11 protein-coding genes are annotated in these 14,895 nt (G+C 67.1%); 10 read left to right on the plus strand and 1 reads right to left on the minus strand.

Features of this window, described 5'->3' with window-relative positions; all coding sequences use genetic code 11:
- Positions 1-53: 53 nt before the first annotated feature.
- Entirely contained in the window at positions 54-1,580 is a 1,527-nt protein-coding gene (locus FFS49_RS25155; RefSeq protein WP_105818933.1) for a mannose-1-phosphate guanylyltransferase/mannose-6-phosphate isomerase, read from the minus strand.
- 428 nt (positions 1,581-2,008) lie between these two features.
- Between FFS49_RS25155 and FFS49_RS25160 the strand changes: the two genes are divergently transcribed.
- From FFS49_RS25160 to FFS49_RS25205, 10 genes are all read left to right on the plus strand, one after another.
- The gene (locus tag FFS49_RS25160; RefSeq protein ID WP_039345293.1) at positions 2,009-3,382 is read left to right on the plus strand and encodes an undecaprenyl-phosphate glucose phosphotransferase; all 1,374 of its coding nucleotides are present in this window, start codon (positions 2,009-2,011) and stop codon (positions 3,380-3,382) included.
- A 73-nt stretch (positions 3,383-3,455) separates the two neighbouring features.
- On the plus strand, positions 3,456-4,868 hold the full coding sequence (locus tag FFS49_RS25165; RefSeq protein WP_105818932.1) for a UDP-glucose/GDP-mannose dehydrogenase family protein: 1,413 nt from the start codon (positions 3,456-3,458) through the stop codon (positions 4,866-4,868).
- Between the two features lie 30 nt (positions 4,869-4,898).
- Entirely contained in the window at positions 4,899-5,342 is a 444-nt protein-coding gene (locus FFS49_RS25170) for a low molecular weight protein-tyrosine-phosphatase (protein WP_105818931.1), read from the plus strand.
- Positions 5,336-6,514 carry a polysaccharide biosynthesis/export family protein gene (locus FFS49_RS25175; RefSeq protein WP_039345284.1) on the plus strand — a complete coding sequence of 393 codons (1,179 nt, stop codon included), beginning with the start codon at positions 5,336-5,338 and terminating at the stop codon, positions 6,512-6,514. The genes FFS49_RS25170 and FFS49_RS25175 overlap by 7 nt, the downstream gene beginning before the upstream one ends.
- Positions 6,515-6,564: 50 nt before the next feature.
- The gene (locus FFS49_RS25180) at positions 6,565-8,790 is read left to right on the plus strand and encodes a polysaccharide biosynthesis tyrosine autokinase (protein WP_105818930.1); all 2,226 of its coding nucleotides are present in this window, start codon (positions 6,565-6,567) and stop codon (positions 8,788-8,790) included.
- A gap of 64 nt (positions 8,791-8,854) precedes the next feature.
- Positions 8,855-9,814: a glycosyltransferase family 2 protein gene (locus FFS49_RS25185; protein WP_039345279.1), complete on the plus strand. Its 960-nt coding sequence runs from the start codon at positions 8,855-8,857 to the stop codon at positions 9,812-9,814.
- A gap of 43 nt (positions 9,815-9,857) precedes the next feature.
- Positions 9,858-11,006, plus strand: a complete 1,149-nt coding sequence (locus tag FFS49_RS25190) for a glycosyltransferase family 4 protein (protein ID WP_105818929.1) — start codon at positions 9,858-9,860, stop codon at positions 11,004-11,006.
- Between the two features lie 10 nt (positions 11,007-11,016).
- A complete protein-coding gene (locus tag FFS49_RS25195; RefSeq protein WP_039345272.1) occupies positions 11,017-12,483 on the plus strand; it encodes a glucose-6-phosphate isomerase in 1,467 nt (488 codons plus the stop codon).
- On the plus strand, positions 12,480-13,664 hold the full coding sequence (locus FFS49_RS25200; protein ID WP_105818928.1) for a glycosyltransferase family 4 protein: 1,185 nt from the start codon (positions 12,480-12,482) through the stop codon (positions 13,662-13,664). The genes FFS49_RS25195 and FFS49_RS25200 overlap by 4 nt, the downstream gene beginning before the upstream one ends.
- Positions 13,664-14,830, plus strand: a complete 1,167-nt coding sequence (locus FFS49_RS25205; RefSeq protein ID WP_039345266.1) for a glycosyltransferase family 4 protein — start codon at positions 13,664-13,666, stop codon at positions 14,828-14,830. The genes FFS49_RS25200 and FFS49_RS25205 overlap by 1 nt, the downstream gene beginning before the upstream one ends.
- The last annotated feature ends 65 nt before the right edge of the window (positions 14,831-14,895 follow it).

A 14,895-nucleotide genomic window follows, 5' to 3' on the forward strand; every position in this document is an offset into this window, starting at 1 on the left:
TGCCTGCGTTGCCGGGGCGCCGCTGTCGAAGCGGCGCCCCCTGTGCACGTGCGTTACTGCCGGCCGTAGGTATCGTCGAAGCGGACGATGTCGTCCTCGCCGAGATACGCGCCCGACTGCACTTCGATCAGCTCGAGCGGCATCTTGCCCGGGTTCTCCAGGCGGTGCGACACGCCGAGCGGGATGTACGTCGATTCGTTTTCGGACAGCAGGAACGTTTCGTCGCCGCGCGTGATGCGCGCGGTGCCGCAGACGACGATCCAGTGTTCGGCGCGATGGTGGTGCATCTGCAGCGACAGTTGCGCGCCGGGCTTCACGACGATGCGTTTCACCTGGAAGCGCTCGCCCATGTCGACCGAGTCGTAGTGGCCCCACGGGCGATGCACCTTGCGGTGATCGGTTGCTTCCGCGCCGCGTTGCGCCTTGATGCGCCCGACGATTTTCTTCACGTCCTGCACGCGCGACTTGTCCGCGACGAGCACGGCGTCCGGCGTTTCGACGACGACGAGGTTCTGCGTGCCCACGCAGGCGACGAGCCGGCTTTCCGAATGCGCGAACGTCGATTCCGCGCCTTCGAACAGCACGTGGCCGCGGCCGACGTTTTCGGCCTCGTCCTTCGGCGAGATCTGCCAGATCGCGTCCCACGAGCCGACGTCCGACCAGCCCGCGTCGAGCGGCACGACGACGCTCTCGCACAGTTGCGGCAGGCTCGCGAGCGGCTCCATCACCGCGTAGTCGATCGAGTTCGACGGCGACGCGGCGAACGCTTCGCGATCGATGCGGAAGAAATCGCCATCGGCCTTGCCCTGGGCGACGGCCTGTTCGCAGGCCGCGTAGATTGCCGGTTCGAGCTCGCGGATCGCCTTCAGCCAGACCGACGCGCGAACGATGAAGATGCCGCTGTTCCACCAGTATTCGCCCGATGCGACGTACTGCTGAGCGAGTTCGAGATGCGGCTTCTCGACGAAGCGGTCGAGGCGGCGCACGTCGAGTTTGCCCGTGGCGGCGTCGCCGAGCGGCGCGCCGACACGGATGTAGCCGAAGCCGGTTTCCGCGTGCTTCGGCACGATGCCCATCGTCGCGATCTTGCCTTGCATCGCGCAATGCACGCCGGCCGCGACGGCCGCGTGGAAGCGCGGCAGGTCGGCGACCGCATGGTCGGCCGGCATCACGGTCATCACCGCGTCGTTGCCGCCGGCGACCAGTCGAAACGCGGCGAGCGTCAGCGCGGGCGCGGTGTCGCGGCCGATCGGCTCGAGCATGATCGACGCCGATTTGCCGGTCAGGCGCAGCTGCTCGGCGGTGGTGAAGCGGTGATCCTCGCCGCATACGATCAGCACGTCGTCGTTCAGCGGATGGTCGGCCGCGAGGCCGTCGAGGCGCAGCGCGGTCGACTGCAGCAGCGAATGTTCGCCGAGCAGGCCAATCAGCTGTTTCGGAAAACGTTCGCGGGACATCGGCCACAGGCGCGTGCCGGACCCGCCGGCGAGAATCACCGGTTGCACGGCGACACGCGTGCCGGCGGCGGGCGCGGTGGAAGAAGAATGGCGCGTTTCGGCAGCCACGGCCGGAGCATTCATGAGGACACTCTCCACGGTTGAAGTCAGTGCCTGTCGTTGTAGCATGAAGTAAATCGACAATAAAACTGGATCCATTGCCGGATATTCGCCACGCATTCGTCGGGAAGAATTTTCCGCGCCAGCATCCGATGCAAATAAAAAAATAAAAAATAAATCGGTAAATAGGCCTGTCTTGACCGCCAGCAAAGGGTGAGCGGAAATCGTAAAGCTTCCGAAATATTCCCGATTCTCGGGAATTTCGGGAAAACATGCCGAATTAATTCAAAAACATCGCGGCAATAATTTCCGATTATTTTTCGAAATACTTGTACGCTTGAGGCGACAATTTCTTACCGCTTCAATAGCGTCATGCAACGTTTGAATCGAATGCGCGGCACGGGTCGCGCAAGGAGCTGTTCGGCAAACGCCTGTTCAAAGAGGAAGCAGACATGTTGAGCGTGCTGGCGAGAGTCATCGATATCGCGATGGTCGTGACGGGGGCGCTGCTCGCCGCCGCGCTGCACGGTGGCAGCATCTGGCTCAACGACCTGCAGCGCACGATGATGCTGTTCGATTGCCTGCTCGTCGTCGTGTGCTTTCCCGCGTTCGGCATTTACCAGTCGTGGCGCGGCAAGCGTCTCGTCGGGCTGGTGGGGCGGGTCGCATTCGCGTGGCTGGTGGTCGAGCTGGCGGGCATCCTGCTGAGCTTCAGCTTTCATCAGTCGGGCGAACTGTCGCGGCTGTGGCTGGGTTACTGGGCGCTCGTGACGATGGCGCTGCTCGCCGGCTCGAAGGCCTGCGTGCACGTCGTGCTGCGGCAACTGCGCCGCGGCGGCTACAACCTGAAGGCGGTCGCGATCGTCGGCGGGACGCCGGCGGCGCGGCGGCTGATCGCCCAGATGCGGGCGCGGCCGGAAGCCGGTTTCAACCCGGTGTGCGTGTACGACGAAAGCGAAGCGCCGGGCGAAGTCGCGCTCGACGACGTGCGCATCGAGCGGCAGTTCGAATCGCTGGTATGGCTGGTGCGCAGCCGCGCGATCAGCGAGCTGTGGCTCACGCTGCCGATCACGGAAGAGCGCCGGATTCACCAGATCGTGACGGTGTTCCGCCACGACTTCGTGAATATCCGCTTCATTCCGGACGTGCGCACGCTGTCGTTCTTCAACCAGGAAGTGGTCGAGGTGCTCGGCGTGCCGGCGATCAACCTCGCGGCGTCGCCGATCACCGACGTGCGGATCCTGCCGAAGTTCGTGTTCGACCGGGCGTTCGCGCTGGTGGCGCTCACGGGTTTGGCGCCGGTGATGTTGGTGATCGCGTGCCTGATCAAGCTGACGTCGCGCGGGCCGGTGTTCTTCCGCCAGAAGCGCAAGGGCATCGACGGGCACGAGTTCGAGATCTACAAGTTCCGCTCGATGAAGGTGCACGAGGAAGTGGCGGGGCAGGTCACGCAGGCGAAGAAGAACGATTCGCGCGTGACGCCGGTCGGCCGGTTCCTGCGCCGCACGAGCCTCGACGAGCTGCCGCAGTTCATCAACGTGCTGAAGGGCGAGATGTCGGTCGTCGGCCCGCGCCCGCATGCGCTCGCCCACGACGACATCTACAAGGATCTGGTCAAGGGCTACATGTTCCGCTACCGGATCAAGCCGGGCATCACCGGGTGGGCGCAGATCAACGGCTTTCGCGGCGAGACCGACCAGATCGAGAAGATGATGGGACGCGTGAAGCTCGATCTGTACTACATGCAGAACTGGTCGTTCTGGCTCGACATCAAGATCGTCGTGCTGACGCTCTGGAAAGGCTTCACCGGCAGCAACGCGTACTGAGCACCGAGATCGCGCCACGCAGGCATTCCGGTTTTACGAATTTCGAAACATTGGTCAAGAGGTCCGACACATCATGAATCTGACTATCATCGGCAGCGGTTACGTAGGTCTTGTCACCGGCGCGTGTCTCGCCGACATCGGGCACGACGTGTTCTGTCTCGACGTCGACCAGGCAAAGATCGACATCCTGAACAACGGCGGCGTGCCGATCCACGAGCCGGGCCTCAAGGAAGTGATCGCGCGCAACCGCTCGGCGGGCCGCCTGCGCTTCTCGACCGATATCGAGGCCGCGGTCGCGCACGGCGACGTGCAGTTCATCGCGGTCGGCACGCCGCCCGACGAGGACGGTTCGGCCGACCTGCAATACGTGCTGGCGGCAGCGCGCAACATCGGCCGCTACATGACGGGCTTCAAGGTGATCGTCGACAAGTCGACGGTGCCGGTCGGCACGGCCGAGCGCGTGCGCGCAGCGGTGGCGGAAGAGCTCGCGAAGCGCGGCGGCGACCAGATGTTCTCGGTCGTGTCGAATCCGGAATTCCTGAAGGAAGGCGCGGCGGTGGACGATTTCACGCGGCCGGACCGCATCGTGATCGGCTGCGACGACGACGTGCCGGGCGAGCGCGCCCGCGAGCTGATGAAGAAGCTCTACGCGCCGTTCAACCGCAACCACGAACGCACGCTGTACATGGACGTGCGCTCGGCCGAGTTCACGAAATACGCGGCGAACGCGATGCTCGCGACCCGCATCTCGTTCATGAACGAGCTGGCGAACCTCGCCGACCGCTTCGGCGCGGACATCGAGGCCGTGCGCCGCGGGATCGGCTCCGATCCGCGCATCGGCTATCACTTCCTGTACGCCGGCTGCGGTTACGGCGGCTCGTGCTTCCCGAAGGATGTCGAAGCGCTGATCCGCACGGCCGACGAGCACGGGCAGGCACTGCAGATCCTGAAGGCGGTGTCGTCGGTCAACGCCACGCAAAAGCGCGTGCTCGCCGAGAAGATCGTCGCGCGCTTCGGTGAAGATCTGAGCGGACGCACGTTCGCCATCTGGGGCCTCGCGTTCAAGCCGAATACCGACGACATGCGCGAAGCGCCGAGCCGCGAGCTGATCGCCGAACTGCTGTCGCGCGGGGCGCGCATCGCCGCGTACGACCCGGTCGCGCAGGAGGAAGCGCGCCGCGTGATCGCGCTCGATCTCGCCGATCACCCGAGCTGGCTCGAGCGTCTCTCCTTCGTCGACGACGAGGCGCAGGCCGCGCGCGATGCCGACGCGCTCGTGATCGTCACCGAATGGAAGATCTTCAAGAGCCCCGATTTCATCGCGCTCGGCCGTCTGTGGAAGACGCCCGTGATCTTCGACGGCCGCAACCTGTACGAGCCGGAGACGATGAGCGAGCAGGGCATCGAATACCACCCGATCGGCCGGCCGGGCTCGCGCCAGGCCGTCGCCGCCCGCGTGCCGGGCACCGCGCCCGCGAGCGCGTAACCCGTTTCCCGTCACTCGTTACGAGACGCCATGTTCCGGAACATCCTGATCGTCTGCCACGCGAACGTCTGCCGCAGCCCGGCGGCGGAACTGCTGTTCAAGTCGCATGCCGCGTCGCGCGGCGGCCCGCGCCCGACGTTCCACTCGGCGGGCGTGCATGCGAACGACGGCGACGGCATCGATCCGGTGATGCGTCAGCTGCTCGCCGAGCGGGGCGTCGATGCGACGACCCACCGCTCGCGGCGGCTGTCGCGCCGGATCGTGCGCGACGCCGACCTGATTCTCGTCAGCGAGCGCGGACAGATTGCGGCCGTCGAAAAGGTCGATCCGTTCGCGCGCGGCAAGGTCCACCTGCTCGGCAAGTGGGAAGGGGCCGAGATTGCCGATCCGCACGGCGGCCCCGAGGCCGATTACCGCGAGAGCTACTCACTGATCGAACGTCTGGTTCAAGGATGGCTACAGAAACTATGCTGAAACGCCCGATGCGCCCGGTGGCGCTTGCCGTCGCGCTGACGACTTTCCTGTCAGCCTGTGCAACCGCGCCCGGCAACTACCTCGACTCGTCGAACCTGAAGGACGAAGGCCGGCAGCAAGCGGCCGAAACCTATCCAGTTCATTACATCGACGCCAAAGTGGTGATGGACCAGCTGCAGAAGGCGCAGGTCGACCATCCGCTGCCGCCCGGACGTTACACCGATCCGTCGGAGTACGTGTATCGCGTCGGCCCGCAGGACATCCTCGGCGTCACCGTGTGGGACCACCCCGAGCTGACGACGCCGCAGGGCCAGTCGTTCTCGAGCGGCGGCAACACGACGCAGACGGTCGCGGGTGCGCTGCAGCAGCCGTATACGACCGCGCTGCCGGGCCAGGCCGATCCGTACGGCCAGACGGTCGCCGCCGACGGCACGATCTTCTTCCCGTTCGTCGGCCGCATCAAGGTGGCCGGCAAGACGGTCGCGCAGATCCGCGAGCAGATGGCCACCACGCTGTCGCGCTACGTGAAGAATCCGCAGCTCGACGTACGCGTGCTGTCGTTCCGCAGCCAGAAGGTACAGGTGACGGGCGAGGTGAAGCAGCCGGGCCCGCTCGCGGTGAGCGACGTGCCGCTGACGCTCGTCGACGCGATCTCGCGCTCGGGCGGCTCGACCAACGAGGCCGACCTGCAGCGCGTGCGCCTGACGCGCGACGGCAAGCTCTACACGCTCGACGCGAACGGCGTGCTCGATCGCGGCGAGGTGAAGCAGAACGTGATGCTGCAGCCGGGCGACATCATCAACGTGCCGGACCGCAGCGACAGCCGCGTGTTCATCATGGGCGAGGTCAAGACGCCGGTCACGGTGCCGATGCTCAAGGGCCGCCTGAGCATCGCCGACGCGCTGACCGCGGGCGGCGGCATCCTCGACACCGATGCGAACCCGCGCAAGATCTACGTGATGCGCGGGATGCGCGACAACCCGACGAAGCCTGAAGTGTTCCGCCTCGACATGACGCAGCCGGATGCGCTGATGCTGTCGAGCCGCTTCCCGCTTCAACCGCTCGACGTCGTCTACGTCAGCACGGCCAGCTCGGTGCAGTTCAACCGTGTGCTGCAGCAGGTGCTGCCGACGATCCAGACGATCTTCTACATGCGGCAAATCACGCGCTGATAGCCCGCCGGGGCGGCGCCCGCCCCCCGGCACCACTCAAGCGGGAACGAATGGTGAACACGCAAGCGAAACACTCCTACGCGGATCTGTCCGCGAAAACCGAGGAAGAGGACGTCGTCCTCGGCCAGTTGCTCCAGGTGATCATGGACGACATCTGGCTGCTGCTCGGCATCGCGGTCACGGTCGTCGCGCTCGCCGGCCTCTACTGCTACATCGCGAAGCCGGTCTACCAGGCCGACGTGCACGTGCGGGTCGAGGGCAACGACAACACGTCGCAGGCGCTCACGCAGACGCAGACGGGCGCGATGATCAACAGCGGCCCGCAGCAGGCGCCGACCGACGCGGAAATCGAGATCATCAAGAGCCGCGGCGTGGTCGCGCCGGTGGTCGAGCAGTTCAAGCTGAATTTCTCGGTCGTGCCGAAGACGCTGCCGGTGATCGGCGGCGTCGCCGCGCGCATCGCGACGCCCGGTGTACCGGCGAAGCCGTGGCTCGGCCTGAAGTCGTACGCATGGGGCGGTGAAGTGGCCGACGTCGATTCGATCAGCGTCGTGCCCGCGCTCGAGGGCAAGAAGCTGACGCTGACGGCCGGCCCGAACGGGACCTATTCGGTCGTCGACCAGAACGGCATGCGGCTGCTGTCGGGCCAGGTCGGCGAAGCGGCGCAGGGCGGCGGCGTGACGCTGCTCGTGTCGAAGCTCGTCGCGCGCCCCGGCACGCAGTTCACGGTGGTCCGCTACAACGATCTCGACGCGATCAGCGGCTTCCAGACCGGCATCCAGGTGACCGAGCAGGGCAAGCAGACGGGCGTCGTGCAGATCTCGCTCGAAGGCAAGGACCCGGACCAGACCGCCGCGATCGCGAACGCGCTCGCGCAGTCGTACCTGAACCAGCACGTGGTCGCGAAGCAGGCCGAAGCGACCAAGATGCTCGACTTCCTGAAGGGCGAGGAGCCGCGCCTGAAGGCCGACCTCGAACGCGCGGAAGCCGCGCTGACGCAGTACCAGCGCACGTCGGGCTCGATCAACGCGAGCGACGAGGCGAAGGTCTACCTCGAGGGCAGCGTGCAGTACGAGCAGCAGATCGCCGCGCAGCGCCTGCAGCTCGCGTCGCTCGCGCAGCGTTTCACCGATTCGCATCCGATGGTGATCGCCGCGAAGCAGCAGCTCGCGGAGCTGCAGGGCGAGAAGGACAAGTTCAGCAACCGCTTCCGCAGCCTGCCGGCCACCGAAGTGAAGGCCGTCCAGCTGCAGCGCGACGCGAAGGTTGCCGAGGACATCTATGTGCTGCTGCTGAACCGCGTGCAGGAGCTGTCGGTGCAGAAGGCCGGCACGGGCGGCAACATCCACCTCGTCGATTCGGCGCTGCGTCCGGGCGATCCGGTCAAGCCGAAGAAGGTGCTGATCCTGTCGGCCGCCGTGTTCCTCGGGCTGATTCTCGGCACCGGCATCGTGTTCCTGCGCCGCAACATGTTCCAGGGCATCGAGGATCCCGACCGCATCGAGCGCGCGTTCAACCTGCCGCTGTACGGGCTGGTGCCGCAAAGCGCCGAGCAGGTGAAGCTCGACGCGCAGGCCGAGAAGAGCGGCAGCCGTACCCGGCCGATCCTCGCGAGCCTGCGTCCGAAGGATCTCAGCGTCGAGAGCCTGCGCAGCCTGCGCACCGCGATGCAGTTCGCGATGATGGATGCGAAGAACCGCGTGATCGTGCTGACGGGCCCGACGCCGGGCATCGGCAAGAGCTTCCTGACGGTCAACCTCGCGGTGCTGCTCGCGCATTCTGGCAAGCGTGTGCTGCTGATCGACGCCGACATGCGTCGCGGCCTGCTCGACCGCTACTTCGGCCTCACGTCGCAGCCGGGCCTGTCCGAGCTGCTGAGCGACCAGTCGGCGCTCGAGGATGCCGTGCGCGAGACGCCGGTGCAGGGCCTGTCGTTCATCTCGGCCGGCACGCGCCCGCCGAACCCGTCGGAGCTGCTGATGTCGACGCGCCTGCCGCAATACCTCGAAGGGCTCGGCAAGCGCTACGACGTCGTGCTGATCGATTCGCCGCCGGTGCTGGCGGTGACCGACGCGACCATCATCGGCCGCATGGCCGGCTCGACGTTCCTCGTGCTGCGCTCGGGCATGCATACCGAAGGCGAGATCGCCGACGCGATCAAGCGCCTGCGCACCGCCGGCGTCGACCTGGAAGGCGGGATCTTCAACGGCGTGCCGCCGAAGGCGCGCGGCTACGGCCGCGGCTATGCGGCCGTGCATGAATACCTGAGCGCCTGATCCGCATCGCACGTAACCAGACGGGCAGCGCGTGTTGCCCGCCCGGCCGACAGGAGAATCAACGATGAAAATTTCCGTGCTCGTTCCGACTTTTCGGCGTCCTGCCGACCTCGCGCGCTGCCTGCTGGCGCTGCAGCGGCAGCATCGGCTGCCCGACGAGGTGATCGTCGTCGCGCGCCCGGAGGATGACGCCACGCACGAACGGCTCGCCGATCCGGCGGTCGGCGGCGCGCTGCCGCTGCGCATCGTGCCGGTCGACGTGCCGGGCCAGGTCGCCGCGCTGAACAAGGGGCTCGACTCGGCGAACGGCGACATCGTCGCGATCACCGACGACGACGCGGCGCCGCATCCCGACTGGCTCGCGCGCGTCGAGTCGGTGTTCGAAGCCGATCCGCGCGTGGGCGCGGTCGGCGGGCGCGACTGGGTGCACGAGAAGGGCCGCGTGCTCGACGAATCGCGCGAACGCGTCGGCCAGCTCACGCTGTCCGGCAAGATCGTCGGCAACCATCATCTCGGCGTGGGCGGCCTGCGCGAAGTCGACATGCTGAAAGGCGCGAACATGAGCTACCGCCGCGCCGCGATCGAGCGGCTGCGCTTCGACACGCGGCTGCGCGGCGCCGGCGCGCAGGTGCACAACGACATGGGTTTCAGCATGCGCGTGCAGCGCGACGGCTGGAAGCTCGTCTACGACCCGGCGATCGCGGTCGATCATTTCCCGGCCGAGCGCTTCGACGACGATCGGCGCGATGCCGCGTCGCTGAATGCGATCAGCAACGGCGCGTACAACATGCACCTGATCCTGCGCGAGCATCTGCCGCCGGTCCGGCGCGAGATCGCGTGGTGGTGGTGGACGCTGGTCGGCACGCGCGTCTACCCGGGCCTCGCGCACGTGCTGCTGTCGCTGCATACGGCGCAGCGCGAGCGGATCCGCGAGCACTGGCGCGCGGTGCGCCGCGGTGCGCGCGACGCCCGCCGCGCGAACCTTGCCCCCCATCGTGCGGCGATGCCGCCGGTGACGTCTTGAACGGCTTGCGCGCCTCGCGCGCGGCCACCCACGGAGGGCTCGCATGACTGCAACGAAAGCTGCAACCAACGTCCACGTTCACCTGTTTTACGGCGCCGATCCGCGTACCTACCGGAAAGGCGAGAACATCGGCTGTCTGTACGGCTATCACCATGCAGAATCCGACGAATTCCGGCTGACCTATTCGCAGGACGGCGGCGAGAGCCGCGTCGCCAGCCTCGCGCGCCGCGCGCTGAAGGCGGCGCTCGGCTTCGACGTCGTGCATGCGTGGCGCAACCGCGCCGCGCTGCTGAACACCGACGTGATCTGGACGCACACGGAACAGGAGCATCTGGCCGCTTCGCTGATCCTGAAGCTGGCCGGCGAGCAGGGCAAGCGCCCGCTGCTGCTCGCGCAGAGCGTATGGCTGTTCGACAAGTGGAACAGCTTCGGTGGCCCGCGCCGCTGGCTGTACCGCAAGCTGATCGCGCGCGCCGACGCGCTGACCACGCTGGCCCGCGACAACGCCGAGCTGTGCCGCCGCTATCTCGGCCGCGATGCCGAGTTCGTCTACTACGGGCTGAACACGCAGGATTTCCCGATCACCGAGCCGCGGCAATGGCAACCGAACCGGCCGCTGCGGATCGCGGCGATCGGCAACGACCGCGACCGCGACTGGCGCACGTTCCTCGCCGCGTTCGGCGGTGACGAGCGCTACGACGTGCGGCTCGCGACGCGCCGCCGCGTGCCGCGCGAGTGGCATGCGCCGAATGTGAAGATCGGCTCGGCATCGGGGCTCGCGAAACAGCATGAGCTGTACGCGTGGGCCGACGTGATCGTCGTGCCGCTGCGGCCGAACTTCCATGCGTCGGGCATCACGGTGATGCTCGAGGCGGCCGCCGTCGGCAAGCCGATGATCGTGTCGGATGTCGGCGGGCTCAGCGACTACTTCCCGCACGATACGGCCGCTTATGTGCCTGCGTTCGACGCGCAGGCGATGCGCCAGGCCGCCGATCGCTTCGCGGCCGATCCGGTCGCGGCGCTTGCATGCGCGCAGGCCGCCGCCGCGTGCCTGCGGGATCGCGACCTGACCACGCAGGCGTTCGCCGAGCAGCACGTGCGGATCACGCGCGACATGCTGCGCCGGCGCCGCACGCCGGCTGCCGCGGGCCTGGCGATGCCGCTCGCGGATTCGCGCCCGTCGTCGCGGTGAGAGCGGATCGATGAGTACGATTGCCGCCGAACGCGCACCGTCGCGCAAACGCAACTGGCTTCCCGAGCCGAAGCACTGGGTCGGGCAGGCCGGACTGTGGACGTTCACGGCCGCGTTGATCGCCATTCACCAGGGCAAGGTGCTGACGCTCGCGTTTCCGGTGCTGGCCATCGCGGTCGGCATCTGGCTGTATTTCAAGAGCCCGGCGCGCTACGTCGGCTTCATGTGGTGGGTGTGGTTCCTGAGCCCGGAAGTGCGGCGTCTCGCCGACTGGTCGAAGGGCGCGTTCACGCCGACGAGCCTGATCCAGGTCGCGCCGCTCGCGGTGACGATGATCGCCGGCCTCGGGCTGATCCGGCATTACCGCGTGCTCGCGCAGCGGCGCGGGATCCCGATCCTGCTGATGCTGTTCGGGCTCACGTATGCGTACCTCGTCGGGATCGTGTCGAGCGGCGTGATGGCCGCGACCTACGACCTCGCGAACTGGGTGTATCCGGTGCTGATCGGCTTTCACATCATGGTCAACGCGCGCGACTACCCCGAGTACCGCGACGTGCTGCTGTCCACGTTCATGTGGGGCATGCTCGTGATGGGCCTGTACGGCATCGTGCAGTACTTCGTGATGCCGCAGTGGGACGTGCTGTGGATGATCGGTTCCGACATGGGCTCGCAGGGCGAGCCGGTGCCGTACGGCGTGCGCGTGTTCAGCACGATGAACTCGTCCGGGCCGTTCGCGTTCGCGATGATGGGCGCGCTGGTGTTCGTGCTCGCCGCGCCGCAGAAGATCCGCTGGTTCGCCGGGGCAGCTGGTTTCGTGTCGTTCGCGCTGTGTCTCGTGCGCTCGACGTGGGGCGGCTGGGTGATCGCGCTCGCGATCCAGCTCGCGCAGTCGAACAACCGCGTGCGGATGCGGATCCTGATCAGCGGCGTCGTGCTGGTCGGCCTGTGCGTGCCGCTGCTGACCGTCGGGCCGGTGGCCGACCGTCTCGGCGCGCGTCTGCAGTCGATCACGAACCTGAAGGACGACCGCAGCTACGACGACCGCAACAAGTTCTACGCCACCTTCGCGCAGACGGCGTTCACCGACGTCGCCGGCGAAGGGATGGGCGCGACGGGTGCATCCACGAAGCTGTCGAGCGACAGCGGCGAGCTCGGCAAGTACGGCAGCTTCGACAGCGGCGTGATGAACGTGCCGTTCGTGCTCGGCTGGCCCGGCACGCTGCTGTACCTCTCGGGTGTCGTGATGCTGTTCGGCCGCACGCTGCGCGCGGCGTTCAAGCTGCGCAAGGACAAGTTCGTCGGCGCGTGCCTGAGCCTGTGCCTGTCGACCTTCGCGATGCTCGTGTTCACGAACTCGCTGATCGGCACGGGCGGCCTGCTGATGTTCACAGCCATTTTTTCGATTCTTTCCGCGGCGCACTGGCAAAAGGCACAACGCCTGCTGGCCGCCGCGCGTTTACGGGGAGGCGACCATTGAGAATCGCGATCGTCACACACGTCGTGCGACATAACGACGGGCAGGGCCGCGTCAATTACGAAATCGCGCGCGCGGCGCTGGCCGAGAACTACGAGGTCACGCTGGTCGCGTCGCATGTCGCGCCCGAGCTGCTGGCCGACCCGCGCGTGCGCTGGGTGCCCGTGAAGGTCGGCGGCTTCTGGCCGTCGAATCTCGTCAAGCAGCAGGTGTTCGCGCTGAAGAGCGCGGCCTGGCTACGCGCGCACCGCAGCGAATACGACGTGCTGCACGTGAACGGCTTCATTTCGTGGATCAAGGCCGACGTGAATACCGCGCACTTCGTGCACGGCGGCTGGTTCAAGAGTCCGTACTATCCGTTCGGGCCGACGAAGGGGCTGTGGTCGGCCTACCAGTACGTCTATACGCGCGTGAACACCACGCTCGAGCGCTGGGCGTACCGGCGTTCGCGCGCGATCACGGCCGTGTCGCAGAAGGTGGCCGACGAGATCGCCGGGCTCGGCATCGACAGCCGCAAGATCAGCGTGATCTACAACGGTGTCGACGCCGGCGCGTTCGCGGGGGCACAGGCCGACCGCGCGGCGTTCAAGCTGCCGGACGATGCATTCCTGCTGCTGTTCGTCGGCGACCTGCGCACGCCGCGCAAGAACCTCGGCACCGTGCTGAAGGCGCTGACGAAGCTGCCGGCGAACGTGCACCTGGCGGTGGCGGGCTACTTGCCCGGCAGCCCGTATCCGGACGAGGCGCGTGCGCTCGGCATCGATTCGCGCGTGCATTTCCTCGGTCTCGTGAAGAACATGCCGACGCTGATGCGCTCGGTCGACGCGTACGTGTTCCCGTCGCGCTACGAAGCGATGAGCCTGTCGCTGCTCGAGGCGATGGCGGCCGGGTTGCCGGTCGTCACCGCGCGCACGGCGGGCGGTGCGGAAATCATCACGCGCGAATGCGGGATCGTGCTGGAGGATCCGGACGATCCGGCGGCGCTCGCGCAGGCGATCGGCTCGCTCGCGGCGTCGCGCGACACCTGTCGCGCGATGGGTGACGCCGCCCGCGAACTGATGACCCGTTTCGGCTGGGCGCACATGGGCGCCCAGTATGTCGCGCTCTACCGGCGCATCGGCCAACCCACGCAGCCGTCCGCATTCGAGCGGGCCGAGCATGCAGTCACGCAGGAGCAAACGTGATGTCCCAATCTTCCCGGCCGATCAAATCGTTGCAAATCGGCATGCACTGGTTCCCCGAACGTGCGGGCGGCCTCGACCGGATGTACTACTCGCTCGTCGGCGCGCTGCCGGGCGCGGGCGTCGAGGTGCGCGGGCTCGTCGCCGGCTCGCCGAAAGTCGCCGACGACACCGACGGTGCGATCCAGGGCTTCGGCCCCGCATCGGAGTCGCTTGCACGCCGGATGCTCGCCGCGCGCCGCGCGTTGCGCGAGGAGATCCGCAGCGAGCGGCCGGACGTGATCTCGTCGCACTTCGCGCTGTACACGTTCCCGGGTCTCGACGTCACGCGCGGGATTCCGCAGGTGTCGCATTTCCAGGGGCCGTGGGCCGACGAAAGCCAGGTCGAGGGCGCTGCGTCGCTCGGCCAGCGCGCGAAGCGCTATCTCGAACAGGCCGTCTATACGCGTTCGTCGCGGTTGATCGTGCTGTCGCAGGCGTTCGGCCAGATCCTGACGAACCGCTACGGGATCGATCCGTCACGCGTGCGCGTGATTCCGGGCTGCGTCGATACCGCGCAGTTCGATACGCCGCTCACGCCGGCCGAGGCGCGGCACAAGCTGCAGTTGCCGCAGGACCGGCCGATCGTGCTGGCCGTGCGCCGGCTCGTGCGGCGCATGGGGCTGGAGGACCTGATCGATGCGATCGGTCTCCTCAAGCACCGTCACCCGGACGTGCTGCTGCTGATCGCCGGCAAGGGCAAGATCGGCGAGGAACTGCAGCAGCGCATCGATGCGGCGGGGCTCCAGGATAACGTGAAGCTGCTCGGCTTCGTGCCCGACAACCATCTCGCGGCGCTGTACCGCGCGGCGACGGTCAGCGTCGTGCCGACGGTCGCGCTCGAAGGCTTCGGGCTGATCACCGTCGAATCGCTCGCGTCCGGCACGCCCGTGCTGGTCACGCCGGTCGGCGGGTTGCCGGAGGCGGTGGCCGGGCTGTCCAACGATCTCGTGCTGCCGTCCACGGGCGCGGACGCGATCGCGGAAGGGCTCGGCGCCGCGCTGTCGGGGGCGATCAGGCTGCCCGACGAAGCGGCGTGCAAGCGCTATGCACGGGATCATTTCGATAACGCTGTGATCGCGCGGCGTGTTGCCGGCGTGTACGAAGAGGCGATCCAGGCGGCAGGTTGAGTGCGGCGCGGCGCGCTACCTGCGTGCCGAACCGAAAGCCGAACCGGCGGCGCGTGCGTGCAGGG

The organism is Burkholderia sp. 4NA327C6, from assembly GCF_005502655.1.
Classification (GTDB): Bacteria; Pseudomonadota; Gammaproteobacteria; order Burkholderiales; family Burkholderiaceae; genus Burkholderia; species Burkholderia contaminans.